The 26840-nt window shown below is 34.4% G+C and carries 28 protein-coding genes; 11 read left to right on the top strand and 17 right to left on the bottom strand.

The genetic code is table 11. The annotated features are described in order from the left end of the window. Positions 1–92 precede the first annotated feature (92 nt). From KAOT1_RS13920 to KAOT1_RS13910, 3 genes are all read left to right on the top strand, one after another. On the top strand, positions 93–1772 hold the full coding sequence (locus KAOT1_RS13920) for a PhoX family protein (protein WP_007095471.1): 1680 nt from the start codon (positions 93–95) through the stop codon (positions 1770–1772). A gap of 437 nt (positions 1773–2209) precedes the next feature. After that, positions 2210–2455 (top strand): hypothetical protein, encoded by a 246-nt coding sequence (locus tag KAOT1_RS13915; protein WP_007095470.1) that lies wholly within the window; start codon positions 2210–2212, stop codon positions 2453–2455. A 7-nt stretch (positions 2456–2462) separates the two neighbouring features. Next, positions 2463–2768, top strand: a complete 306-nt coding sequence (locus tag KAOT1_RS13910) for a hypothetical protein (RefSeq protein WP_007095469.1) — start codon at positions 2463–2465, stop codon at positions 2766–2768. A gap of 41 nt (positions 2769–2809) precedes the next feature. On the opposite strand, the gene KAOT1_RS13905 is transcribed toward KAOT1_RS13910, so the two are convergent. After that, a complete protein-coding gene (locus KAOT1_RS13905) occupies positions 2810–4489 on the bottom strand; it encodes a SulP family inorganic anion transporter (protein ID WP_007095468.1) in 1680 nt (559 codons plus the stop codon). Positions 4490–4623: 134 nt separating this feature from the next. Between KAOT1_RS13905 and KAOT1_RS13900 the strand changes: the two genes are divergently transcribed. Together KAOT1_RS13900 and aat are read left to right on the top strand one after the other, a co-directional pair. Continuing rightward, the gene (locus KAOT1_RS13900; RefSeq protein ID WP_007095467.1) at positions 4624–6060 is read left to right on the top strand and encodes a short-chain fatty acid transporter; all 1437 of its coding nucleotides are present in this window, start codon (positions 4624–4626) and stop codon (positions 6058–6060) included. A 188-nt stretch (positions 6061–6248) separates the two neighbouring features. Further along, positions 6249–6878 carry a leucyl/phenylalanyl-tRNA--protein transferase gene (aat, locus tag KAOT1_RS13895; RefSeq protein ID WP_007095466.1) on the top strand — a complete coding sequence of 210 codons (630 nt, stop codon included), beginning with the start codon at positions 6249–6251 and terminating at the stop codon, positions 6876–6878. A 44-nt stretch (positions 6879–6922) separates the two neighbouring features. On the opposite strand, the gene KAOT1_RS13890 is transcribed toward aat, so the two are convergent. The 3 genes from KAOT1_RS13890 to KAOT1_RS13880 are packed head-to-tail and all read right to left on the bottom strand — an operon-like array spanning position 6923 to position 8758. Further along, entirely contained in the window at positions 6923–7609 is a 687-nt protein-coding gene (locus tag KAOT1_RS13890; RefSeq protein ID WP_007095465.1) for a DUF2490 domain-containing protein, read from the bottom strand. Next, positions 7590–8177 (bottom strand): hypothetical protein, encoded by a 588-nt coding sequence (locus KAOT1_RS13885; protein WP_007095464.1) that lies wholly within the window; start codon positions 8175–8177, stop codon positions 7590–7592. The genes KAOT1_RS13890 and KAOT1_RS13885 overlap by 20 nt, the downstream gene beginning before the upstream one ends. Continuing rightward, entirely contained in the window at positions 8177–8758 is a 582-nt protein-coding gene (locus KAOT1_RS13880) for a DNA-3-methyladenine glycosylase I (protein WP_007095463.1), read from the bottom strand. The genes KAOT1_RS13885 and KAOT1_RS13880 overlap by 1 nt, the downstream gene beginning before the upstream one ends. 149 nt (positions 8759–8907) lie before the next feature. Between KAOT1_RS13880 and KAOT1_RS13875 the strand changes: the two genes are divergently transcribed. Beyond that, a complete protein-coding gene (locus KAOT1_RS13875) occupies positions 8908–9519 on the top strand; it encodes a thioredoxin family protein (protein WP_007095462.1) in 612 nt (203 codons plus the stop codon). Between the two features lie 466 nt (positions 9520–9985). On the opposite strand, the gene truB is transcribed toward KAOT1_RS13875, so the two are convergent. From truB to KAOT1_RS13835, 9 genes are all read right to left on the bottom strand, one after another. Further along, complete coding sequence (gene truB, locus KAOT1_RS13870; protein WP_007095461.1) at positions 9986–10678, bottom strand: tRNA pseudouridine(55) synthase TruB; 693 nt, start codon at positions 10676–10678, stop codon at positions 9986–9988. Further along, positions 10679–11482: an undecaprenyl-diphosphate phosphatase gene (locus KAOT1_RS13865; protein WP_007095460.1), complete on the bottom strand. Its 804-nt coding sequence runs from the start codon at positions 11480–11482 to the stop codon at positions 10679–10681. A gap of 3 nt (positions 11483–11485) precedes the next feature. Next, the gene (locus tag KAOT1_RS13860) at positions 11486–11767 is read right to left on the bottom strand and encodes a DUF3098 domain-containing protein (RefSeq protein ID WP_007095459.1); all 282 of its coding nucleotides are present in this window, start codon (positions 11765–11767) and stop codon (positions 11486–11488) included. A gap of 55 nt (positions 11768–11822) precedes the next feature. Continuing rightward, entirely contained in the window at positions 11823–12182 is a 360-nt protein-coding gene (locus KAOT1_RS13855; RefSeq protein ID WP_007095458.1) for a hypothetical protein, read from the bottom strand. Positions 12183–12825: 643 nt separating this feature from the next. Next, positions 12826–13437 (bottom strand): MarC family protein, encoded by a 612-nt coding sequence (locus KAOT1_RS13850; RefSeq protein ID WP_007095456.1) that lies wholly within the window; start codon positions 13435–13437, stop codon positions 12826–12828. An 8-nt stretch (positions 13438–13445) separates the two neighbouring features. After that, positions 13446–13955 carry a DUF3124 domain-containing protein gene (locus tag KAOT1_RS13845; protein WP_007095455.1) on the bottom strand — a complete coding sequence of 170 codons (510 nt, stop codon included), beginning with the start codon at positions 13953–13955 and terminating at the stop codon, positions 13446–13448. Between the two features lie 51 nt (positions 13956–14006). Then, entirely contained in the window at positions 14007–15110 is a 1104-nt protein-coding gene (locus KAOT1_RS13840; RefSeq protein WP_007095454.1) for a hypothetical protein, read from the bottom strand. 86 nt (positions 15111–15196) lie between these two features. Next, positions 15197–15364: a hypothetical protein gene (locus KAOT1_RS22980; RefSeq protein ID WP_007095453.1), complete on the bottom strand. Its 168-nt coding sequence runs from the start codon at positions 15362–15364 to the stop codon at positions 15197–15199. Positions 15365–15470: 106 nt separating this feature from the next. Continuing rightward, the gene (locus tag KAOT1_RS13835; protein ID WP_007095452.1) at positions 15471–16349 is read right to left on the bottom strand and encodes a cell division protein FtsX; all 879 of its coding nucleotides are present in this window, start codon (positions 16347–16349) and stop codon (positions 15471–15473) included. Between the two features lie 374 nt (positions 16350–16723). Here KAOT1_RS13835 and KAOT1_RS13830 point away from each other — a divergent pair, with 374 nt between their 5' ends. From KAOT1_RS13830 to KAOT1_RS13810, 5 genes are all read left to right on the top strand, one after another. Continuing rightward, positions 16724–19726: a leucine--tRNA ligase gene (locus KAOT1_RS13830; protein WP_007095451.1), complete on the top strand. Its 3003-nt coding sequence runs from the start codon at positions 16724–16726 to the stop codon at positions 19724–19726. A 175-nt stretch (positions 19727–19901) separates the two neighbouring features. After that, positions 19902–20483 carry a hypothetical protein gene (locus KAOT1_RS13825; protein WP_007095450.1) on the top strand — a complete coding sequence of 194 codons (582 nt, stop codon included), beginning with the start codon at positions 19902–19904 and terminating at the stop codon, positions 20481–20483. A 188-nt stretch (positions 20484–20671) separates the two neighbouring features. Further along, entirely contained in the window at positions 20672–21373 is a 702-nt protein-coding gene (locus KAOT1_RS13820) for a zinc metallopeptidase (protein ID WP_007095449.1), read from the top strand. A 1313-nt stretch (positions 21374–22686) separates the two neighbouring features. Continuing rightward, positions 22687–22902, top strand: a complete 216-nt coding sequence (locus tag KAOT1_RS13815; protein WP_007095448.1) for a hypothetical protein — start codon at positions 22687–22689, stop codon at positions 22900–22902. 159 nt (positions 22903–23061) lie between these two features. Further along, positions 23062–23733 carry a hypothetical protein gene (locus tag KAOT1_RS13810; RefSeq protein ID WP_157560135.1) on the top strand — a complete coding sequence of 224 codons (672 nt, stop codon included), beginning with the start codon at positions 23062–23064 and terminating at the stop codon, positions 23731–23733. 4 nt (positions 23734–23737) lie between these two features. Here the strand turns inward: KAOT1_RS13810 and KAOT1_RS13805 are convergent, their stop codons facing one another. The 4 genes from KAOT1_RS13805 to KAOT1_RS13790 all read right to left on the bottom strand — a co-directional run bounded on the left by KAOT1_RS13805 (position 23738) and on the right by KAOT1_RS13790 (position 26785). Further along, positions 23738–24070 (bottom strand): 2Fe-2S iron-sulfur cluster-binding family protein, encoded by a 333-nt coding sequence (locus tag KAOT1_RS13805; protein ID WP_007095446.1) that lies wholly within the window; start codon positions 24068–24070, stop codon positions 23738–23740. 207 nt (positions 24071–24277) lie between these two features. Next, entirely contained in the window at positions 24278–25333 is a 1056-nt protein-coding gene (locus KAOT1_RS13800) for an NAD(P)/FAD-dependent oxidoreductase (RefSeq protein WP_007095445.1), read from the bottom strand. Between the two features lie 66 nt (positions 25334–25399). Beyond that, positions 25400–25639: a NifU family protein gene (locus KAOT1_RS13795; protein ID WP_007095444.1), complete on the bottom strand. Its 240-nt coding sequence runs from the start codon at positions 25637–25639 to the stop codon at positions 25400–25402. Positions 25640–25657: 18 nt separating this feature from the next. Continuing rightward, positions 25658–26785 (bottom strand): Mrp/NBP35 family ATP-binding protein, encoded by a 1128-nt coding sequence (locus KAOT1_RS13790; RefSeq protein ID WP_007095443.1) that lies wholly within the window; start codon positions 26783–26785, stop codon positions 25658–25660. Positions 26786–26840 lie beyond the last annotated feature (55 nt).

Raw genomic sequence — 26840 nt, 5'->3', positions numbered from 1 at the left:
AAATTAAAAAATTAATGAAAGCAAAAACTACCTTTCCTTAGTTCATACAAGAAAAAGAGGTAGTTTTTTGCTATTAACTAAATAAAAGCCAAATGGGATACAGTCGTAGAAATTTTATATCCTTTTTAGGAAAAGCGAGTTTGGGAGCTGTAATGATGCCACAATTTTTAATCAGTTGTGGCAATACTACCACTCCAGCCCCTGGATTTAAAAACACTCCAGAAGCTATTTTGAAAAAATTGAAGAACTTCGTTTTGAAAGGAATGTTGCCTTCTGATACAGACGACTTACTACTTGCCAATGGATTAAAGTATAACGTCATTGTGAAACACGGAGACAAAATAAGTGTAGAAGATACTTTTGGTGATAATAATGACTTTACTTGTTTTATTCCTTTTGATGAAAAGAATCCGAAAGATGGATTGCTTTGGGTAAATCATGAGTATATGAATTCTCTTTTTGTTTCTGGTTATAATTACCGTAACCCTGGAGCTACAAAAACCAAAGAACAAGTGGACAAAGAAATCTATAGTGTTGGTGGAACTATTGTGAGGATAAAAGAAGAAAACGGTCAATGGAAAGTAGTTGAAAATGATCCATATAACAAACGAATTACGGCACATACTCCTATCAAATTAAATTGGGATGTTCCTATTGCAGGAAAAAATACAGCTATTGGAACACTCAGTAATTGTTCAGGAGGAATAACACCTTGGAATACATTTCTAACCTGTGAAGAGAATTATGATAGCTGTTTTGGAGAGATCAAATATGATGAAAATAACAATCGATCAAGAATAGCAAGTCAATACGGTTGGGAGAAATTTTACAATCGTCCACCTGAACACTATGGTTGGGTTGTAGAGATAGATCCGAAAGATGGTTCCGCTCAAAAACACATTGCTTTGGGAAGGTTTGCACACGAATGTTGTACGTTGTACGAATTAGATGATAAACGCGTAGTGGCTTACACAGGAGATGATAAAAACAGCGAACATTTATACAAGTTTATTTCTTCTAAACCTGGTTCCCTTAAAGAAGGAACATTGTATGTTGCAGATACTATTAATGGAAAATGGTTAGCACTTGATTGGTCAACGCAACCGCTATTAAAAGAAAAATTCAAAGATCAAACAGAAGTATTAGTGAGAGCAAGAGAAGCTTCCAAAATATTAAAGGCTACTGAATTAAATCGTCCAGAAGATATTGAAATTGATCCAGTAACAGGACATGTATTTGTCTCATTAACAAATAACAAACCTAAAAATGATTTTCACGGCTCTATTCTTAAAATAGAGGAAACTAATGGAGAATACGATGCCTTAACGTTTAAAGCGTCTACATATATGGCTGGTGGGGAAGAAAATGGGTTTTCGTGTCCTGATAACTTGGCATTTGATATGTCTGGAAATTTATGGATTACTACGGATATGTCAGGAAGTGTGATGAACAGAGAAGACAAACCATATATGCCGTTTAAAAATAATAGTTTATTTGTGATTCCGCGCTATGGCAAAGACGCAGGGAAAATCATTCGCGTCGCGTCAGCGCCAATAGATGCAGAATTGACAGGGCCTTGGTTTTCACCCGATGGGAAAAGCTTGTTTTTAAGTGTACAACATCCAGGCGAACAAACCAAAGACCTTCAAAACCCAACAAGTACGTGGCCGTTTGATGTGGATAATATTCCAAAATCAAGTGTGGTTGCAATTACAGGAGATTTGATTGAAAAAATGAATAAGTTACAAGAAATAGAAGCGAGAAACTCTTAGTTGAGGTTCTACCATTTACAACTTGAATAAAAAAACCATCATTTACTTTTTATAGTAATTTCAAGCTCACAATTGGTATTAAAAAAATATGACTTGCCTTTTTAATCTGTAATTGTACTTTAAAAGTACACTTGATTACGGCTATAGTCGTTGTAAAAAAATGTAAAAACCTGTAATTTAAAAGATTACAGGTTTTTATTTTTATACCCGAAAGGATAGTCTTATAAATGTCTCTGATTTTAAGTGATTCATGAATTAGCATCCTCCTAATACTAATATGATCTTGTGATGAATAGTTATATTTAAACAACTATTTATCTTAGTTATCGTTAAAGGCTTTCTCCTAATAAATGTATAAAATAGTTTTTGAATCTATTTTATAGTTACTAAATATGCCATAATTTGTCTATATTTGATAGTATAATACTTCATGTATCATGGGAGCAATTGAATTAAGAGATAAAGTCATTGAGATTATTAACTCGTCAGATGAACGATTTTTGCGAATGGTAAGCGCATTGCATAAAACATATTCTGAACAAGAGGTTACTGATTTCTACGATGAACTCCCTACAGAAATTCAAGAAATCCTTAAAGAAAGCAGAAATCAAGCTCGCCAAGGTAAGACACGTTCACACAAAGATGTAATGGATGATTTTCGAAAGAAATATGACATAGCTTAATACGCTTATGAACGTTATATGGACACCAACTGCTGAATTATCATTTGTAAAAGAATTAGACAAAATCAGTAAAAAATGGTCAATCAATGAAATTATTGACTTTATAAATTTAGTGGATGATTTTGTTAAAAAACTTGAGTTAGGATTAATTGAAGGCAAAGGATCACCTAAAACAAATTTGCGCTCATTTGTAATCTCTAAACAAACAACATTATACTTTGATGTTTTTGAAGATACTCAAACCATAGAACTGCTGCTATTTTGGAACAATAAAGATAATCCGAAAGAGTTAAAAGAGTTTTTGAATATTTAACTCTTTAGATAGCTTTTTTTAATCGATATTTTTCAAAAAATCTATTTCACAACAGCATTTCCTTTCAACTTTTCCTTCAAATAGTCAAAACTATCATCAATGGTTTTGAATAAATCATCTTCGGGAACGAGATCAGGAATAATATCAACCTTTTTCAACATGTCACACGGTTGTTCTTGAAGTCCAACTAAAATGACTTCGATGTTTTTGGCACGCAAATCGAAAATGATATCTTCTAAGGTATACAAACCAGATTGATCGATATACGGAACTCTGTCCATTCTAAAAATAACTGCTTTTATATCTTTAGGCAATAACTGAATCTGATCTTTAAAATACGAGGTAAATCCGAAAAATAAAGGTCCATACAAATGTTTGATGATGACTTTACTCTTATATTCTTCATAAAACTCAATTTCATCTTGCCAAGGTTTTGAACCATCAATATCAGCGACTTTTCCAACTTCCATACCTTTTTCACTAATGTCACCCGATTTTTTCATAAATAACAAACAAGCCAACGCAATTCCGATTCCAACAGCCTGAATCAAACTTCCAAACGTAGTAATTAATAAGACCAATATCATGATAACGGCATCAGCTCTTGGAACTTTTAAAAGGTGTTTTAATCCTTTAAAATCTACAATCTTAAATCCAATTGGAATTAATAAACCAGCCAATACACACAATGGAATGTGTGCGGCTAATTGTCCCAAACCGAGTAAGACAGCCAATAGGAAAAGTCCGTGTATTATACCCGAAACTCTTGTTCTTCCACCTGCATTAATGTTTACAACAGTTCCTTTTGTTGCTCCAGCTCCAGGAATTCCACCAATAGCTGCCGCAATCATATTTCCAATTCCTTGTCCGATGAGTTCTCGGTTGCTATTGTGTTTGGTTTTGGTCATATTATCTGCAATTACAGATGTTAATAGTGAATCAATGCTTCCAAGCACTGCCAAAACCACAGCATATTCTACAATGGTAGCGTATGCAGCTGAATCAATACTTAAAATATTTCCTAACTGAAAAGTAGGCAATCCTGAAGGAATTTCTCCAATCAAAGGAACATCCATTTTCATAAAATACGCAATCAATGTAGCTACAATTAAAGCCACTAAAGCACTTGGAATTGCTTTTGTAATTTTTGGAAAAATATAATACACTGCAATGGTAATCGCACCGAGTAACAATGCATATACATTTGCATCCGTAAATAAACTCGGAAAATTCTGAATTACGGAAATAGTTGATTTTGACGAAGCCATTCCCGCAAAGGGAAATATTTGTAAAAGCACGATAATCAGTCCCACACCACTCATAAATCCTGAGATAACAGGATATGGGAAGTATTTTACATAACTGGCAATATTTAAAAACCCGAAAACGACTTGGAAAATTCCACCTAATAGAAAGGTTGCTAAAATGATACTCATGGCATTATCATTTAAAGCTTCACTTCCGCTCATTTGAATAGCAGCAGCAATCAAAGCAGCCGAAACTACGGTCATCGGACCTGTAGGACCACTTGCTTGTGTTTCTGTGCCTCCACAAAGCGCAGCAAAAATACCAACAGCAATAGCTCCATATAAACCTGCCGTTGCGCCCATTCCAGACTGTACTCCAAACGCTAAAGCTAGCGGTAAAGCCACGACACCAGCTACGAGTCCGCCCGTAAAGTCGCCTTTAAAGTTTTTAAAATCGTAAAATTTTTTTAGCATGCGTTTTCTTTTTAGATTGCTTGTATAATGTATATGCTTTAAAACTAATAATAATACAAGTTAAAATCAACAGAAAAAATGATTTAATGTTTTTTAATTTGTCAATTAGTTGAATTTGAGTAAATCATTCACAAATGAACTTCAAAAAACATTTTTGTAAATTCACGCAAAAATCAACCATGCGCATTACCAAAGCTATTGAAACCATTTTTAAACGTTATTTGCCGTCACCATTTACCATTGCGGTTTTGTTAACGTTGATAACGATTGTATTGGCAACATTTTTTACCCGACCAGAAGATACAAATACAGCCAATCATTTTGTAAGTGTATTGTCATTTTGGGAAGATGGCATCTGGAATTCAGGCTTGTTAGTATTCGCTTATCAAATGATGTTGATTCTTGTCTTGGGACATGTATTGGTTTTGAGTAAACCTGTCAATAAAATCATCATCAGTATTACAAAATCAGTAACTAATACGACAAATGCGGTCGTTTTAGTTAGTGTAACCACCATGTTGGTCGCTTTTTTCAATTGGGGATTGGGTTTGATATTCGGAGCCATTCTCGCAAGAAAAGTTGGCGAACACGCGCAACAGAATAACATTCCGATCAATTATCCGTTGGTTGGCGCCGCAGGTTATGTTGGTTTGATGGTTTGGCATGGCGGTATTAGTGGTTCGGCACCTTCAAAAGTAGCAGAAGAAGGACATTTGCTCGACATGATGAATGGCGTTTTGGATGTGGATACGTTTGGAAAAGTTCCAGAAGTCATCACTTCAAGTAGTACCATTTTTAGTTGGTGGAATTTATTATTATTCACAATTTTACTTGTCGTAATTCCGTTAACATTGCGTTTTCTTTCCAAAAAAGCGACTCCTACAAAACTAGATTTGCCAACGTATCAATTCAACACAAAAGGAAAAGAAGATTTAGAAGGTGCAGAAAAATTAGATTATTCTCCTGTATTCGCTATCATATTTGGAATTTTACTTTTAGCTGTGTTTTTTATTCAATATTCTGGCAACTTAAGTTCATTATCTGAAATAAAAATCTCCCCAAATATGCTCAACTTTTTTATGTTAGGTTTGGCAATAGTATTGCACGGAAATTTTAAAAGTTTTCTCACTGCTGTAGAAGAAGCAATCAGAGGAACTTCGGGAATTCTAATTCAATTTCCATTATACTTTGGAATTATGGGCATCATGAAAAGTTCTGGAATGGTCGGAATGATCTCAGATAGTTTTGTGTCGGTTGCAACCGAAACCACATTGCCAATATTTACATTTTTCAGCGCAGGACTGGTCAATATATTTGTGCCAAGTGGCGGCGGACAATGGGCAGTACAAGGTCCAATTGTGATAAAATCTGCTTTAGAATTAGGCGTTCCGTTACAAAAAGCAATCATGGCGTTGGCTTACGGAGATCAAATCACAAACATGTTACAACCTTTTTGGGCTTTGCCATTATTGGGTATTACACGATTAAAAGCAAAAGAAATATTACCATACACCATTATTTTAATGTTAGTAGGATCGGCAGTGTATATTTTAGGATTATTATTGCTATAAAAAAAGTCCCGAAAACGGGACTTAGTATTGTGGTTTTAGGCTTTAGTCCTCATACTCTAATTCAAAAAGCAATGATGAAATATACGTTTAGCTGTATTTAGACTAATTACAAATTTGGCGAAAAAATACTAAAAATCAAAGAATTACTATTTCTTTTCTAAAACTAACGACAAGATCGGGAGAATTACATGTATATATTAACAGATAAAATAGCGTTTCCGCCAGTGTCGGAAGCAACATCAGAAGGGATTTTGGCAGTTGGAGGCGATTTGCAACCTGAACGTTTATTATTAGCATATCAAAGTGGAATTTTTCCTTGGTATAGTGAAGGTGAACCCATTATTTGGTGGTCACCAGATCCGCGAATGGTATTGTTTCCAGACGATTTAAAAGTTTCTAAAAGTATGAAACAGCTCTTGCGTCGAGAAACATTTACAGTCACTTACAATCAAGCGTTTCGACATGTCATCCGCGCATGCGCACTCATTGAACGTCCTGGACAAGATGATACTTGGATTACGGTTGAAATGGAAGAAGCGTACATAGAACTTCACGAAAAAGGGCATGCAACTTCTGTAGAAGTTTGGCGCGATGATAAACTTGTTGGCGGAATTTACGGAATTGATTTAGGACATATTTTCTGTGGAGAAAGCATGTTTAGCTTTGAAAGTAATGCGAGCAAATTCGGTTTTATTCATTTGGTACAACACTTGAAACAAAATGGTTGCCAACTTATAGACTGCCAGATGCATACCGATCATTTGGCAAGTTTAGGTGCGTATGAAGTACCACGCGAAGTGTTTTTGTCGTATTTGTGATTGTAATTGAAAAATTCAAGGATTTTGCAAGCTGTAGTTTAATATCAAATCTTTAAGATGACAGAAGTCAAGATAAATAAGATTTCTTGTGTGGTTTGATTGTAGTTTTCAAAACGATATTCCAAACCTGTTTGAAACTTTAAATTTTCTGTCCATTGCCAACCAATTTGCGTTGTAAACCGTTGATCGATTTGTGGAGCATCTGCTTTTACGACACTTAACAATGATTCGGCATTTGCCACAAAATACGCTTCGCCAATATCGAGTTTTTCTCCCGAAAGTGGAAAGTCAATCGTAAATCGGTAGCGAAAGCGATGTACTGTATTATTGGTGGTAATGCGTTGTTCACTTCGAAAGCGATGTCCAAAACGAACTATATTTGGTCTTTCGGCATAATTGTATTGTTGGGTGAGCCGTAACTCGTTGCTACGATCTTCAAAATTTTCACGAAAACGATACATAATTCCACCACTCAAACTATGATTAGAGTTGAAGCTATAAGTAGAAAAGTGTACAAATTGAAGTTGTCGGGTAGTAAACTCAAATTCGTCATCACGGTACACATAATTTCTAGCTACGGTAGAAAAATTCACTTTATAACTGTCATTCACTTTATGATTGACAGCGAAAGATGGTTCAAAAAAAATGGTAAAATCATTCTGTGAGCATACTGAGTACGAACAGAGAAAAATCGCAAAAGCTATATAAAATCTAGTATAAAATGTGGTCATATGAGCTTCGGATAATAGTTCTTACCAAATCGAATTTGCCTGTTTTGGTAAACGTAATTTCAATAAAATAGCGCTTTTTTCCAGTCTTTACTTCTGCAATAATTTCGTAATAAAACGAGCTGTCTTCAGCTTCAGAAAAAGCATTTTTTATGACTTTTTTGCCTATGGAGTTTTTTGAATTTCTGTATTGACGCTGAATCTTTTTGATGCGAAATGAATCATATTCGTCATACATGTGCTTTTTTATCATTTCGAGCGTTTTTGGCGGAATGTGTTTTTGTTTTATCGTAACTTCTACATCTTCCAAATGTCCTTTTTTATCAAACTCAATACTGTATTTTGTGCCTTTGTATTTTAACTTTGTTTCATAGCTAATTTTCACACTATCTTGCTCTTTATAATACTTTAGCTTTTTCACTTTTTTTGGTAAAGTTTCTTCCAAAAGTTTTAAAGCATTTTGAGGAAATAACTGCTTTTCAATACGATCTTCTTTTTCGTATTTATATGAATTTTGTGCGCTGCAATACAACGAAAATCCCAAACATAAAACTATAAAATAATACTTCATCACGCGTTTTTTAATTCTGAATAACGGAAACAACTTGTGGTATGATCGTTTACCATTCCTGTAGCTTGCATGTGTGCATACACTGTTGTCGAACCAATAAATTTAAAACCTCTTTTCTTTAAATCTTTGCTTAATTTATCTGAAATTTCAGTAGTTGCAGGAACATCATGTCGGTTGGTAAAAGCATTTTGAATTGGTTTTCCATCAGTAAATTGCCAAATATATTTTGAGAAACTACCAAATTCCTTTTGTATTCTCATAAACGCTTGCGCATTGGTAATTGTCGCTTTAATTTTTAGCTTATTGCGAATGATTCCCGAATCTTCTAACAAACTCAAGTATTTTTCTTCACCGTAATTTGCAATCTTTTTATAATCGAAATTGTCAAAAGCATTTCTAAAATTTTCACGCTTCCGCAGAATGGTAATCCAGCTCAGTCCAGCCTGAAACGTCTCTAAAATTAAAAACTCAAACAATGTAGCATCGTCATACACAGGAACGCCCCATTCTTCATCATGATATGTCATATACAACGGATCGTTTCCACACCAAGCACATCTTCTTTTTTCCGTAAACTCCATTTTTCTTTAATTTAATTAATTTATGACAAACATCAGGAAATACCGCTGATTCGTTTCGTAAATTTACAACGCTTAACATAAAGAACAAAAAGCAGAAACGTAAGTTTTATACAAAACTGCGACTGAGTTCGTGTAAAAACCATTTAGTTATGACCACAACAGAAACACATATAAAAAGTATTATTGAAGAAAGCTTGGCAAAAGCAACTTCGTATCAAGAATATAGAACACTTGTTCAAAATTTAGTTGCCGAAGGAAAATCTACAGGCGAACTACAAACGGAAGCTTTGACAAATTATACGATGTTAAATGATAGACGTATGAAACGCTTGGACAAAACTACAAAACTTACGGATGAAGCTGTTGCTGAAATAAAATTGTATGATGGCGATGTTACATGGCTCGTATTGACAGAAAGTTGGTGCGGCGATGCAGCACAAACTATGCCTGTAATCAATAAAGTTGCCGAATTGAATGATAATATTACATTAAAAGTAGTATTGAGAGATGAAAATGAAGCGTTAATGAACGAGTTTTTGACCAATGGCGGAAAATCGATTCCGAAGTTAATTGCTATTGATAACACTTCAGGAAACGTCATTGGAGATTGGGGACCAAGACCTACAAAAGCTACAAAAATGGTAAACGATTACAAAGCCGAACACGGAAAATTGACGCCAGAGTTTAAACAAGATTTACAAGTTTGGTACAATAAAGACAAAGGACAAAATACGGTTTCAGATTTGTTGAAATTAGTGTAAGCGTTATTAATGTGGCAATTTGAAATTTTGAAAATGTATCAATTAGTTTTAAACAACACTCAGATTCGTCTTAGAAACGCATTCAACATTCAAAACTTAACATTTAGCATTTTATAAAAAATCAAATAGTGATTTCAGAAACAACTTTGAATCATTGAATTTTTAAATCCTTGAATTGAGCAAAGCGAAAAAAATAGGCATTAACTTTTGGGAATTAGGTATTAGTCAAGTTGTAAGAGTAATTGGAAATTCAAACTAAAATACGAACATATTTTGAGCGACAGCGATACTTAAATTTTAATGTAGTAATTTGAAAATGTATCAATTAGTTTCAAACAGCACTCAGATTCGTTTTAGAAACGCATTCAACACTTAACATTTAGCATTTTATAAAAAATCAAATAATGATTTCAGAAACAACCTTGAATCATTGAATTTTTAAATCCTTGAATCGAGCGAAGCGAAGTTACCCACGCAAACTTTCGCCAAAAGCTTCAGGAGTGATCGCGTTTTTCACATCAAAATTACCAATTTTTGTACGACGCAATGCAGAAAGATGTCCGCCAGAATTCAAAGCTTTCCCAAAATCATGCGCCAGTGAACGAATATAAGTTCCTTTGCTACAAACCACTCGAAAATCGATTTCAGGTAAGACAATACGCGTAATTTCAAATTCGTGAATCGTAATTTTTCTTGATGGAACTTCAACTTCCTCGCCAGCACGTGCCAATTCATACAAGCGTTTTCCATCTTTTTTTAACGCAGAAAATACAGGCGGAACTTGATCTATTTCGCCCAAAAACTGTTTTGTTGTTTCGTGAATCAGTTCACCTGTAATATGATCTGTTGGAAATGTTTCATTAATTTCACTTTCCAAATCATATGAAGGAGTTGTGCCACCAACCGTAATAGTTCCTGTATATTCTTTGGCTTGACCTTGAAATTCAGAAATTTTCTTCGTGTGTTTTCCAACACAAATAATCAGCAAACCTGTAGCAAGCGGATCTAATGTTCCTGCGTGTCCTACTTTTAGTTTTTTGACTTTAAAGGTTGATTTTAACGCCCATTTTACTTTATTTACAGCCTGAAATGACGACCAAGTTAGTGGTTTATCAATCAATAAAGTTTGTCCAGCTTGGAATTCTTCGAGGGTTTTCATTTATAGAAATTTTTGAAATCCTACGTATCCAATTGCGATCAATCCGACTACCAAACAATAGATAGAGAAGTAGGTAAGTTTACTTTTTTTCACCAAGTTAATCATCCAAGTACAGGCAAATAAACCAGCAATAAAAGCAGCTAAAAATCCTGCAGAAAGTGGAATGATTTCATCATTATTAAACGTAATTTTTCCGCTAAAAATATCTTTTACAATTTTTCCAAAAATTAACGGAACGACCATTAAAAATGAAAAACGTGCTGCTTTCGTTTTATCGTTCCCAAGCAAAACCGACGTAGAAATGGTAGCGCCCGAACGTGAAATTCCTGGTAGCATGGCAATCGCTTGCGCAATTCCGATGACAATCGAGTTTTTATAACTTACATCTTTGTTAGTGTTTGTGGCTTTATCGGCAAAATAGAGTAGGACTGCGGTAATGATTAACATGCAACCAACCAATAGAATATTTCCTTCAAATAAAGATTCCAATTGATCTTCAAAGAAAACACCAACAAGTGCCGCAGGAATCATTGAAATGATAACTTTTATTGCAAATTGCGATTCTTCATTCCATTTAAATTGGAAGATACCTTTGAGTAACTCTAGAATGTCTTTTCGGAAGATAACGATGGTACTTAATGCTGTAGCAAAATGCAGTACGACCGTCATGAGCATATTATCTTCATCTTTAACTTCAACGTCTAAGATGGCTTTTCCCAATTCAATATGTCCGCTGGAAGATACAGGTAGAAACTCCGTTAATCCTTGAATAATTCCAAGGATAATTGCATTAATAATGTCCATGAATTAGGAATCTGGATTCAACAAGATAGCATATACTTCAATGGCAAATCCGAGAATGACAACCATTGGTGCAATGTGTATTCTTCTTGTGCTAAAGACAGCTTCATTGAATACGTTTGGATCGTTGCTTGCGCCACCAGACATCAAGATAAATCCTAATGCGATTACGGCGAGTCCAATCAGCATAAATACATAATTCTTCTTTCCGAAAACAAAGGTTTTTTGTTGCGGTTGTGGAGTATTTTTTTCAGCAGGTTTGCTGTTTTTTGATTTCTTGTTTTTCATGCACGCTCAAATTTACAAGTGTCCACCGAAACATACACCAAAATAAAAAAGCCTACTAAAATTCGCTGTAAACAACGGAAGTACCTTTTTCCATTTTTGAAATATGTGGAACAATTCCATCAGGATTTGTAATTGTCCATCGGTTCGGACAGTACAAAGTAACGGTTTTATTTAAAACTTTTGAACTTAATTGCTTTAAATTTACGCCTTTCTCTAAGCCGCGATTGATATAATAGTAATGGCTATCGTTTTCTAATCGAATTTGGATATCGTTAGATGCTCCTTCTTCAATAGAAACAATTTTTCCAGAAATAAGTACGCAATCATCCGATTTTACCTTAGTTACTGGTTTGAATGAATACGCTAAAAATACTACTAATGCTATGCCTAAAAATATAAATGTGAATCTTCTCATAATTATAATTTTTAAAAATTAAAATGTCATTTCTTAATCACGTAAATATTTTCATCATAAATTTTGGTTTGAATTGTTAATGTAAAGATAACTCAATAAGTTCCTAATTATTTTATAAGAAAAGGTTAAATGCTGTTAATGTTTGGAGTGCTATTTTGCTAATATCATATACAATACAAGGATTATCTGCTTATAAATTTTCATGAACATATGCTTACAATTTATGAATCGTAAGAATAGTTATTATACTGAAAATTCAATTAGAACTATATTCAATAAAATTTAAATACAAAATAGTTCATTATGAAAAAAAAGAATTTAAAAACGTTAACACTTAACAAAAAATCAATTTCAAATCTTGATGGGAGTGCTATACTTGGAGGAAGCGGTGTAGATTGTGCAACTCAAGTAGGGTCGTGTCAAACAACATCTTGTGTGTGTACGAATAACAAACACTGCAAAACGAATGACAATTGCCCGGCTTCTGACGTTAGTTGTATGACGTGTCCAATAGATAATGGTCTTTATTAAGATAGATTTAAAAAAATTAAGCGATCTTCGGATCGCTTTTTTTACTATATATTCTGGGCTAATAAGTATTTTTTTGAAAATTTAAAGATTAAAAAAATGTTATTTTCTAAAGTTAAATTTGCCCAAAATAATGAGCAATACCACTTAAAATACTTTGTACTGCGTATGAAGCTAAGATTAATCCCATGATCTTACTAATTACCGTAATTCCATAGCTTCCTATTTTTTCTTGTACTGAACTTGCCGCTAGTAAAATTAAACAAGTTAGTGCTACTACAATTAATACAAGAACAGTTGTGATGGCTTGTTGTTCAATACTGTATACATGATTGTCTGTCATTAATACAACTGCCATAATTGCTCCAGGCGAAGCAATAGACGGAATCGCTACGGGGAAAATAGTAACATGTTTGTAGTCAGTAATTTGATTTTTTTCATGTTCAGGTTTTCCATCACCAAAAATCATTGTTAAGGCGAATAAAAATAAAATAACGCCGCCAGAAATTTGAAATGCATCTAGTGAAACAGACATTCCTTCCAAAATAAGTTGTCCAATAAGAATAAAAAATAGCAAAATCATAAAAGCAATCACACTTGCTCTGATGGCAATTTTTCGTTTATGAATTTTGTCAAATTCCTTTGTCGCTTCTAAGTATACAGGAACTGAACCCAAAGGGTCAATTACAGCAATAAGGAAAAAAAATGTAGTAAGAATTGCGGTCATTTTAACTGTTATTGTATGCGTTTGCCTTGTGTGGTAAATGAAAGTCCTTGTTGTGCCATGGTAGAATTCATCACACCTTCAAATAACGGTTCGGGAGTATTTTTAGGTGTTTTCCATTCAAAAATAAAGTTAGATCCTGTACCGCCAGTAACATCTTTTTCATCAATAATAATCTCAGTGGTTTCTAAAGGCGCCAAGTAAATTGGTTTGTCAAAATAAGTTCGCACTAATTTTCCATGCGTATCATAATAGCTAGCTCTTAACAGATAGATAGAATCTTTGTCACTCGTGTTTCGCAAACTTACCATTGCGGTCAAACTATGTTTTTTGTGCTCAGATAAACTGTAAATTTGAGCATAAATAGAAAGATAAGTTTTTCCGTAGTTTAATGAATCTTTACTACTAATATCAATAGTTCGTTTTGCCCAATTTTCAGCATTAAAAGAACTTATTTCTTGCTGGTTTTCACAGCTCGTAAAAAAGAATAAGAGTATTAAAAGTGAAAAAAACGCCTTCATTATTATTATTTTGAATTTATATTTAAGGTTGTAAGATAGTTATAAAATCTATCAATTTACCAATTCGCCAAAGAGTTGAAACATTCCTGTGAGTTTCATGCCAATTTTGAGATCGGTAAAACGCATATTTTTTTTGTTGACAAACATATCAATTGTAAAAAAATCTTCAATTTCTTCATTGTTTATCAGTTTTATGCGTAAAATATAGCCACTGTGTTCGTCATTGTCAAGATAATTTGCTTCTTCCATGTGTTCTAACTTTCCGATGAAATCAAAACAGCCAAATTCGGCACTTTCCTGACTTGGCATGTACATACAAAATTCGGCACTCATGCTTAAATCATCTGTTACTTTATTATCTTTTTCTTTATGTTTGTCAAGTACATAAAGAATTGCGCTCAATTTTACATTTACTGTTGTGTTGGAAAGGTACTTTTCTCGGTTAAACGCATAATCCGTTGCGTAAAAACGAATGGCAAATGTATTTCTGCCGCCACCATATACAATCGCTTCCAAATCATTGCTGTGTTCCCATTGGTCAATTTGTTTCAAACTTACAGTAATTGCTTGCTTGGTTTTAACCGTTGGAAATGAAGTAATAACATCGTCAGAACTACTCACTGTGCGCAGGCTGAGTTTATTAAAGTTGAGTTCATGCACTTTTACATCGTCTACAACCGCTATTGGTGCATATTTTGTTTCTGCCAATGTCATGTGTTCAAATAGTTCTCCGCGCGACATTTCTCTGAAAAATTCAAAACCAAACATTCCTCCCCAAAAATCGCCAACGCTTCCATTATTAACAGTTTTAATGGTAACTCCAAATTCATTTTCAACCGTTGGCGGTTCGCGTTCTATACGTTCCTGAAAATAATCTTTGCCTTCCAACAACTCAACTTCTAAAATTTTCTGAAATTCCTGTGGCGTTACATGCGTCATCGGACCTACATTGAAACCATCGTTTTCAAATTGATGAGAAATAGCAAAAGTTTCCTCAAAACCAGTCGAATTTTTTACAATAATAGAGATGGCTTTTGGCAAATTGTGTTCGTCTGCAATTGCGTGATTGTTATCATTATTGAATACCGAATGATAATAAATTGCATATGATTTGATTGCATTTGCCTTCATTCGTTTTGAAAATTCTTCTTTCATCGCAGTAATCACTTCTGCTATAGAAATTGTATAACTCTCGTCTTTAGTGATGTATAAATACCCAATAATTTCGCCTTGACTTTTTCTTATGCGGCAATTGGTGCATAATTTCCACTAGCCATCATATTGACGAATAATTTGGTGTATTTGTTATATGTAGAAACTACTTTGTATGCAGGTGAAATTCCTGTATTAGACACTTCTTTTTGTGATGAAGCATCGTTTTTACGTTTAAAAAAGTCAAAAAATCCCATAGATTAATTCTAGAAAGCAATACGCTTGTGTTTATTGAGAACAAGATATTAAATAATATCAGCTTGCAAGCGATAGCTGATTTAAAAAAGTTGAACGATTAAAACCTTAGTAATACAACTGATCGGTACGTAAATTTAAGAAACGTTGTGTGGCAAAGAAACTACTAACCAACGTGATTAAAATACCAATGACTAAAATTCCTGCAAATACTGAGCCGATCAATATTTTGTCGTTGGCAAGTTGTAATTGTGGCAATGATTTGTTTACATAATACAATACACCTGCCATTCCTGCTAAAGCTAAAATTGCAGCAATAATGCCCATTTTAATACTATTCCAGATAAATGGTTTTCGGATAAATCCTTTCGTTGCACCTACCATTTGCATGGTTTTTATGGTAAATCGTTTTGCATATACCGAAAGACGAATGGAGCTGTTTATCAACAATGCCGCGACAAAAGCGAAGAAAACACAGGCAATTAAAATTCCGAATCCGATGCGTTTGATGTTTGCATTTAGTTTTGCCACCAAAGGTTTATCAAAAGAAACTTCTTTGACAAAATTCTTTTCAGAGATTTCTGCAGCAATGGCTTCTAATTGTTCACCAGTCACAAATTTTGAATTTATATACACATCTAAGGAATTCAATAGCGGATTTTCGCCTAAATATTCCACAAAATCTTCTCCAATATCGGCAGTTAAATTCGCTGCTGCGGTTTCTTTAGAAACATATTCGGCTGACTTTGTATATTCGGCTAATGCCAAAGTTTTTTGAAGTTGTTTAATTTCGACATCTTTTGCACTGTCTTTCAAATACACCGTTACAGCGATTTTTTCCTTATAATAATCCGCTACTTTCTTCGTATTCAAAACCAATAAACCCAATATTCCTAATAGAAAAAGCACCAATGTTGTGCTCAATACCACAGAGAAATAAGAAGAAATCAATCGTTTTTTTTGATACTTTTCAAAAGAAGAACTCATAAATAGTGCATTAGAAATGTAAAACTATAAATTAAAAATTATAAATGTTGAATTTTAGCTATAAAATCAGGTATTTGGTTTTGGGGATTGGGCATTAATACGTTTCAAATGTCAATTCGAGCGCAGTCGAGAATACTTTGATAACAAATCCACAAAAGACGAAAAACAAATAAAACAATACGAAGTTTATGAGTTGATAAGTTTATGAGTTTAGACTTAGAAAGGAAAATTAGGTATTAGGTTTTAGAAATTGGGTGTTAGTAGTTTCACGAGTTAATTTTGAAGTTTCAAAAAACAAATCCACAAAAGACGAAAAACAAATAACCGATTCCACAAAAAACCATTAAATTTGCGCTTCTTAAAAAACGATCAAGATGAAGTACAATTTCAACGAAATTGAAGCCAAATGGCAAAAATATTGGGCGGAAAACGGAACTTTCCATGCCGAAGACAACTCGGACAAACCAAAATATTACGTGCTCGACATGTTTCCTTATCCATCAGGTGCAGGCTTACACGTCGGTCATCCATTAGGGTACATTGCTTCAGATATCTATGCGCGCTACAAACGCCATCAAGGTTTCAATGTCTTGCATCCGCAAGGATATGACAGTTTCGGATTGCCAGCAGAACAATACGCTATCCAAACTGGACAACATCCTGCAATTACCACAAAAACAAACATTGCACGCTATCGTGAGCAACTAGACAAAATCGGTTTCTCATTCGATTGGAGCAGAGAAGTACGCACCTCAGATCCTGCGTATTACAAATGGACACAATGGATTTTTATCGAACTATTCAACTCTTGGTACAACGTCGAAACCGATAAAGCAGAACATATTGACACGCTTGTCGCGAAATTTGAAACGGATGGAAACGCCAATGTCAAAGCGATCTGTGATGATGATACTCCTGTGTTCGCTTCCGCAGAATGGACGCAGTACGATTCTAAAACAAAACAAGAAATACTACTAAAATACAGACTTACGTATTTGGCGGAAACCGAAGTCAACTGGTGTCCTGCGTTGGGAACAGTCTTAGCAAATGACGAAATCGTGAACGGAGTTTCAGAACGTGGCGGACATCCTGTTGTGCGTAAAAAAATGACACAATGGAGCATGCGAATTTCTGCGTATGCACAACGTTTACTAGATGGTTTGAATACCATCGATTGGCCTCAGGCATTAATGGACTCTCAAACACATTGGATTGGTCGTTCGCAAGGAGCTATGGTAACGTTTAAAGTGGATGGACATGACGCAAATATTGACGTATTTACCACACGACCAGATACCATTTATGGAGTAAGTTTTATGACGCTTGCGCCAGAACACGATTTAGTAGCCAAAATTACCACAGAAGACCAAAAAGAAGCCGTTCAAGCGTATGTTGAAGCAACTTCCAAGCGAAGCGAACGTGAACGTATGGCAGATGTAAAAACCATTTCTGGAGTTTTTACAGGTGCACATGCGTTGCATCCGTTTACGGGAGAAAAAGTACAAATCTGGATTGGCGATTACGTATTGGCAAGCTACGGAACGGGAGCAGTGATGGCAGTTCCATGCGGAGATCAACGTGATTACGACTTTGCAAAACACTTTGGTTTAGACATTCCGAATATCTTTGAAGGTGTTGATATTTCAGAAGAAGCACACGCAGACAAAGAAGGAACTAAAATCGCAAACTCTGATTTCCTAAACGGTCTCACGTACAAAAAAGCGATGAAAACCGTGATTTACGAAATGGAAAAACGTGGATTTGGTAAAGGAAAAATCAACTATCGTTTGCGCGATGCGGTATTCTCGCGTCAGCGTTATTGGGGAGAACCATTTCCAGTATACTACGTAAATGGAATGCCACAAATGATCGATGTAAAACATTTACCAATTACGTTGCCAGAAGTAGAAAAATATTTACCAACCGAAACAGGCGAACCACCATTAGGAAACGCTGAGTTTTGGGCTTGGGATACAAACACAAACACGGTTGTTGATAATGATAAAATTGACAACGAAACCATATTTCCACTAGAACTCAATACCATGCCAGGTTGGGCAGGAAGTTCTTGGTATTTCTTCCGTTATATGGAAAAAGCAGCTAGAGAAGACAACTTTGCAAGCGAGGAAGCATTAAAATATTGGGGAAATGTAGATTTATACATTGGTGGAAGCGAACATGCAACCGGACATTTATTATACGCACGTTTCTGGACAAAATTCTTAAAAGACAGAGGTTTTGTAAATGTAGACGAACCATTTAAAAAGTTGATAAACCAAGGAATGATTTTGGGAACGAGTGCTTTTGTTTATAAAGTTTATTCTATTCCACTAATGGGTAAAAAATCTACGGGTAATTTTGAAAACTCTACAAGTAGAGAGTTTTATTCTTCTATTTGTGTTAGTAGTAGTATTGTTGAAAAAATAGAGAGTGGTACTTTGAGTGGAAAATTAGACGATGAGATAATGCGCTTACTTAAAAAACAAATAAAAAATGCTAATTTAGACTTATCTGAAAAAGATAAATACACTTCACCAATTGGTTTTAGGATTTTACGTTATCATATTGATGTTTCCTTAGTAAATTCAGCTAACGAACTTGATACGGAAGGTTTCAAAAATTGGCGAGCTGATTATAAAGACGCTGAATTTATTTGTGAAGAAGATGGCACATTTAAAGTTTCTCGCGAAGTCGAAAAAATGTCCAAATCAAAATATAATGTCGTAAACCCAGATGACATTTGTGAAGCGTATGGAGCCGATAGTTTGCGTTTGTTTGAAATGTTCCTCGGTCCATTAGAACAAGCAAAACCTTGGAATACCGCAGGAATCACAGGTGTTTTTAGCTTTTTAAAGAAATTGTGGAAACTGTATATTACTGATGAAGGACCACGCGTTACCGAAACCGAACCGACAAAAGACAACTTAAAAACATTACACAAAACGATCAAAAAGGTTCAGGAAGACATCGAAAACTTCTCGTTCAATACTTCAGTAAGTACATTTATGATTTGTGTAAACGAATTAACCGATCAAAAATGTACAAGTAGAGCAATTTTAGAACCATTAACCATTTTAGTTTCGCCATACGCACCGCATATTGCAGAAGAATTATGGGAACGTTTAGGAAACGAAGGTTCTATCGTAACAGCGAAATTCCCAATATTTGAACCAAAACATTTGGTAGAAAGTTCTAAAGAATATCCAGTATCTTTTAATGGAAAAATGCGTTTCAAAAAAGAATTATCACTAGATTTATCAAAAGAAGAAATCGAAAAAATAATTCTAGAAGACGAACGCACGCAAGCACAGTTGGCCGGAAGAACTCCGAAGAAAGTGATTGTAGTTCCAGGAAAAATCATTAATATCGTAGGATAAAAATTCTTTTAAGCTGTTATTCAGAATAGTGTAAAATATAAATGAGTCTAGAATTTGGTATGAAAATAGCTAGTTAAGAATAAAATTTATCTTAAAACACGTCTTGAATTTTTATTTTTAAAGAAACATAAAAATTCAAAATGAGTTCTTAGTATCATCATAATAAACGTCACACATGAAAAAACTACTTTTTTTAATCGCAATTCTTAGTATGAGTGTCGGAATGGCACAAAAAAAACAAGCAAAAGAACGTGCAGGGAAAAATGCTGAAGACAAAGAATTCCCTACACAATATGCATTTCCTAAAGAATATGTTGGTACGTATGCAGGAAACTTAAACATTGCAGATGCTTCTGGTGTACTGCAAAATGTTCCGATGGAATTACGAATTACTCCAACGGAAGATCCAAAAAAGTTCGAATACGTAATGTCATATATTGTTGCTAAGAAAAAAGACGAACGCAAATACACGCTTATCGTAGTTGATCCTGCAAAAGGATTGTACGATTTAGACGAAAATAACGGCGTTGTGTTACGAGCAAACTATATGCGACAAACACTATTTAGCACGTTTGAAGTCAACAACAGAATTTTAAACAGTAGTGTAGAATTTAAAAATGATGGACGCATATTTTTTAATATCATTGTGACTGAAAAAGCTGATCCAAGAAAAACAGGAGGCGAAAAATTAGCTGTCACAAGTTATCACGCAGTTGTCATTCAAAAAGCGGCATTGCGCAAAGTAGAACGCGATTAAAGCTTTTTTGAATTCAAAAGAATTGAAATTTAACTCATACACATCAAAACCTCGCCTATTTGGCGAGGTTTTTGTATTTTTTATCGTAAAACCGAACAAATGGGTATTATCACTTCTAGTTTTTAAAGTAGAATAAATACCTTTTAAAATAGTAAAGCTATTTTGTTAAATAACTAAAATTAAAGAATATGTTTTCAAGTGGATATATGCTCTTAGTGGGCGCAATAATGTTGGTAAGTATGTTTGTGAGTTCTAAACTCAAAAGCAAATTTGCATATTACTCAAAATTACAATTACGCAACGGAATGAGTGGCGCAGAAATTGCAGAAAAAATGCTTGCAGATCACGGAATTAGAGATGTTGAAGTCATACATGTCAAAGGAATGTTGACCGATCATTACAATCCTGTTAAAAAAACAGTAAATTTAAGTGAAGGTGTATTTTTGCAACGAAACGCTGCGGCTGCGGCAGTGGCGGCACACGAAGTTGGACACGCTGTACAACACGTAAAAGGGTACAAGTGGTTACAAATGCGATCAAAATTGGTGCATGTGGTAAGTATTACTTCACAATTTTCGCAATGGGTTATTTTTGGAGGAATTGCACTCATGGCGAGTCAAGGAGCAGGTTTGGGACAAACAGTATTAATTATCGGACTCATTATGTTTGGAGCAGGAACTTTGTTTAGTTTTATCACACTTCCCGTAGAATATGATGCGAGTAACAGAGCTTTAAAATGGCTTCGAGATAAAAATATGGTAACGCGAGAAGAATTTGCTGGCGCACAAGATGCTTTAAAATGGGCAGCAAGAACATACGTTGTCGCGGCACTTGGCTCATTGGCAACCTTATTATATTTTATGCGATACTTAAATCGCGATAATCGGTAACCTTACTTTTTTAAACAGGCGTATTGAGAAAATAGCTCATTTAAAGAAACTAAGAACATAAAAACTAAAGCTTGTAATTTATATATTTTGCAGATTATAGCAAGAAAAAATACAATAACGATTTTAAAGTTATGATAGCTGAGTTTCTTCTTTAAGGAATAAGTAGCATTGCTCGTCATACTGAGTTTGATTCAGTGTTGCATATTTTTAGTTTTGTGTGATGCTGTACTTCGATAAACTCAACATTCAGTTCAGCATGCCCGAAAATAACCTACTTTCAATAGTATTTACTATTCATTTTAATTATTTAATCGTAAATAGAAATAAAAAAGCGAACCGAAGTTCGCTTGAATACATAAATTAGAAATTGATACAAAAAAAACCTTCTGTACAATCACCACAGTTTGATTGACATGTGTTTGATGGAACTTTTATTTTATTTTTTGGAATAGTTCCTCCTTGCACATTTTTTAAATCATTTGAGATAACATTTTTGTTCAGTTTTAGGGATTTAAGATTCTTTTTTTTTCATAAAAATTAAATTTTAAAAAAATTAATAATTATGTTAAAAGTACTCAAAATGAAGAAAGAATAAAAATGAACTATAACCGTAATTTATAAATATCGAGGAGTTTTTATGATTTATTTGATTATTATTCAAACAGAACTTAATTCAGTGTCTCATTATTTTCTTAGCCATTTTGTGCGCAGTCGAAATACAATTTTTAATGTGTCATTAGAAAATAAAATAATAAAAACGTCTTTGGAGGAGGAAACGACGAAGCAATCTTATACTACAAAGAACAAAACTGTTATTTGATAAAGAGATTACTACGCTATCGCTCGTAAAGACGAATTATATAATGTACTTGAAAGCAAAGATGCCTTTTCGAGTGGTTTTTTGAAGCGTAGCGGAAAAAATGTATCGAGAAATACTTGGTTACCAGACTGGTTTAGATTTTTAGAATGTTAGACTTTTCTTTGATACGCTACGTCACACTGAACTTGATTCAGTGTCACATTATTTTGTAGTTTTTTGTGATGCTGTACTTAGATAAACTCAGCATTTAGTTCAGCATGACCAAAAACAACCTAATTTTTATCAATCGTTATCACTAATTTATTTTTTGTCGTTTGATAGTAAACTATGTTTTATCCGTTAAAAACTGTAATCAATAATTCTTTTTTCATGAAAATTCAAAACTACAAACACTCATTTAATCAGCTTATTATCAATATGTTCGCTATTCCGAACACTGCTAAAAGTTAGATTTTCGATATTTATATATCGAAAAAACACAACTAACTCTAACATGTCAGTACACGAAAAAACTACAACACTCACAGATGCACAAAAAGAACTATTAGACTTACTAAACACAAACGAAATACACGATTATTTTGAAGCTTTAAAGAAAGTACATTATTTAGGAACGTATTGTGTGCAAAAAGACATGGTAGAACTAGAAGCTTCTGCGTATGTGCATAATTTGTTGGATGTTGTGCAGAAGATTGTTCTAGAGAAATAATTTAAAGATATTTCTATCTTTACATTACTTGCATCATGATAAAACTTTATTTTTATAGTTGAAAAATATTGTTAAATTTCATTCTAGACTTAATAAATTCACGAAATGATAAATAAAAAAAGACATTCATTACTCCTAATACAAACCGTAGAACGATTAATGAAAAAGGCTAGATCTTTTACAGAATCCAATAGTGATATTTTGGAGTTAACTAAAAACGGAGCTTTTGAATTAATAATTGAGGATAAGTCTAATTTATCTGATTTTAAATTCTCTATTTCTGAACCTTTACAAAACGGTAGTAATACTATAGTCTTTAAATTAGATTACAATCCTACAAATAGTATACTGACTAATCCACGAAGTGTTCGTACACAAGAAAACTCAGTCATGACTTGTTTGGAAGAATGGACAGAACTTATAAGATCATATAATGAAGTTAATCTAACTCCTGAGGAGCACATACTTAATGAATATGAAAAAGAATTCTATACCAATTTCGAGATAATAGATGAAGATGCTGATTCCAAACCATACGAATTAGATAAACAAATAATAATTCACAACTATTTTACTAATGTAATCAAGCTATTAAAAGTTGATGAAGAAGAAAACCAAGAATTAATACAAGAAGCTGAGATTATTCAAAGTGAAATTCCTAACATGACTAAAAAGGTCACTATCAAAAGAATTAGTAATTTTTTTGCAAAAGTTAGGAAGAAAAGTTTACCACTATTAAAAGAAATTTTAGAATTAGGAAAAAAAGAGGTTTTCAAAAAAGCTGTTAATTTTCTAATTGAAGGTATGATTGATTTGCTTCCTTTTGGATGATTAACTAACTCTCCGGAGCCAACTCAACTTCCAAACCATCCAATGCTGGTGTCATTTGAATTTGGCAACCTAAACGACTGTTGTCTTCTACGTAGAATGCTTCGGCTAACATCATGTCTTCATCAACGCTCATTTCTGGTAATTCATGATCGGAATGTACATAACATTGACACGAAGCACACATTGCCATTCCGCCACAAATTCCAATCGTTCCTTCGGGAGCGAGTTCATACGAACGTACGACTTCCATTAAGTTCATTGCCATATCGGTTGGCGCTTGTATTTCGTGTACAACGCCTTCTCGGTCTGTTATTTTGATGTTGATGTCTACTGACATTTTGATGTACGAGTTATGATTGTTGATTTTCTACTATGATTCGTCTTTACGAGGAACGATAGTGACGCGGTAATCTGTTTATCGCAAAACAAATGTTGTTATTTGAAGCAACAGATTGCCACGATTTTTCATTTCGATTCTCTCATTGACATTTAAAAACTCAAACTTAGGTAATTGAGTAAAATTCTAAAAGAATTTGTGCTGAAATTAATTTATCGCTTTTACAACTGCTTTTGGAGCTTCTTTACGTGTTCCATCAAAACCATCAATGCCGCTTACTGTTGTGTATTTCATCACATATTTCTTATCTGGAAAAATACGTTGATACGCACTTTGACACATTAGAGTTGCTTCATGGAATCCGCAAAGAATCAACTTTAATTTCCCTGGATAGGTATTTACATCGCCAATGGCATAAATTCCAGGAATGTTGGTTTGATAGTCTAACGTATTGTCAACTTTAATCGCGTTTTTCTCAATTTCTAATCCCCAATCTCCAATTGGACCAAGTTTTGGTGCCAATCCGAAAAGTGGAATGAAATGATCGGTTTCTAATGTAAATGGTGCTTCTCCTTTTTTAGTGACTTCAACACCTGAAACATGATTTTCTCCATGAATTCCTGTAATTTCCGCAGGTGTAATGAGATTGATTTTTCCTAAATTTTTGAGTTCTTGAACTTTTTCAACAGAATCTAACGCGCCACGAAATTCCGTACGTCTGTGTACTAAGGTTACTTCTGAAGCAACATCTGTTAAGAAAATACTCCAATCTAACGCAGAATCGCCACCACCAGCAATGACTACTTTTTTATCACGATAAACTTCTGGATCACGAATGATGTATTCGACTCCTTTGTCTTCGTAGTTTGCTAAGTTTTGAATTGGTGGTTTTCTCGGTTCAAAACTTCCCAATCCGCCAGCAATGGCAACTATTGGTGCATGATGTTTTGTTCCTTTATTTGTTGTTACGATGAAGGTGCCATCGTCGAGTTTTTCAATTGTTTCTGCGCGTTCTCCTAAGGTAAATGTAGGTTCAAACGGTTCAATTTGTTTCATTAAATTGTCTACCAAATCGCCCGCCAATACTTCTGGATATCCTGGAATATCGTAGATTGGTTTTTTCGGATAAATCTCAGAGCATTGTCCGCCAGGTTGCGGCAATGCGTCTATTAGGTGACATTTTAGTTTTAATAATCCTGCTTCAAAAACAGCAAATAGTCCTGTAGGACCAGCTCCAATAATGAGTATATCGGTTTTAATCATTTCTTTATAATATAATCTGATACAAAAATAAGTTGCACATGTGTGTCGTTTTATGACATTTGTCAGCTATTCTACGCTGATTACTTTTTCAATTTGTGGCACATGCTTTTTGATCGTCATTTCAACACCTGATTTTAGTGTCATTTGGTTTACACTACATCCGACGCAAGCTCCTTCTAACTGAACTTTTACCAACGTATCATTTTCGATGCCAACGAGCTTAATATCGCCACCATCACTTTGCAAAAACGGACGAATTTCGTCTAAGGCTTTTTGCACGTTGTATTTTATTTCTTCACTTGTCATCTTTCTTTTTTTTCGTGTTTATTTTTTTACTGCTGAACATCCAGCCATTGTTGTAATTTTAATTACTTCCGTAGCAGGCAAACTTTCATTTCTGTTTACCACTTCTTGTACTACATTTCGTGTCAATTCTTCAAAAGCAGCTTCAATTAATGTAGCGGTTTGCATTGCAGCAGGTCTTCCTACGTCACCAGCTTCACGAATACTTTGTACCAATGGAATTTCTCCTAAGAATGGTACTTCAATATCTTCTGCTAGGTTTTTAGCACCTTCTTTTCCAAAGATGTAATATTTGTTGTCTGGCAATTCTTCAGGAGTAAAATACGCCATATTTTCTATAATTCCCAATACAGGAACGTTTATACTTTCTTGTTGGAACATGGCAACTCCTTTTTTCGCATCCGCTAAAGCGACATTTTGCGGTGTACTTACGACAACTGCGCCTGTAATTGGCAATGATTGCATGATGCTTAAGTGAATGTCTCCTGTTCCTGGAGGTAAGTCTAGCAGTAAAAAGTCCAATTCGCCCCAAGCAGCATCAAAGATCATTTGGTTTAAAGCTTTGCTCGCCATTGGTCCACGCCAAACAACTGCTTGATTTGGTTTTGTGAAGAATCCGATGGAAAGAATTTTTACACCATAACTTTCTACAGGTTTCATTTTTGAAGCGCCATCCACACGTACAGCCAATGGTTTTTCGCCTTCTACGTCAAACATAATTGGCATGGATGGTCCGTAAATATCAGCATCTAAGACACCAACTTTAAAGCCCATTTTTGCTAAGGTAACCGCTAGATTTGCGGTAACGGTAGATTTTCCAACGCCACCTTTTCCAGAAGCAACTGCAATTATATTTTTGATATTTGGTAACGATTTTCCTTTGATTTCAGGCTTTTCAGGTCGCTCCACTTTTATGTTGACTTTTACTTTTGCATCAGCATATACTTTTTCACGAAGAACTGTAGTGATGTCTGCTTCTACTTTTTTCTTCGCTTGCATTGTAGGATTTGCGATGACAATATCAACCACAATTTCATCTGCAAATGTCATGATGTTTCTCACAGCACCACTCGCAATCATGTTAGCGCCTTCACCAGGAACGGTAATGGTACTTAATGCTGCTTGTATGTCTTTCTTTTCTATTTTCACAATGTTGTTTTTAGTTTGAAGTTTTCAATTACAGAAACATTTTATGCTGTTTTCA

It is taken from the genome of Kordia algicida OT-1, assembly GCF_000154725.1.
Taxonomy (GTDB): domain Bacteria; phylum Bacteroidota; class Bacteroidia; order Flavobacteriales; family Flavobacteriaceae; genus Kordia; species Kordia algicida.
This window is presented reverse-complemented; position numbering and strand designations above follow the sequence as displayed.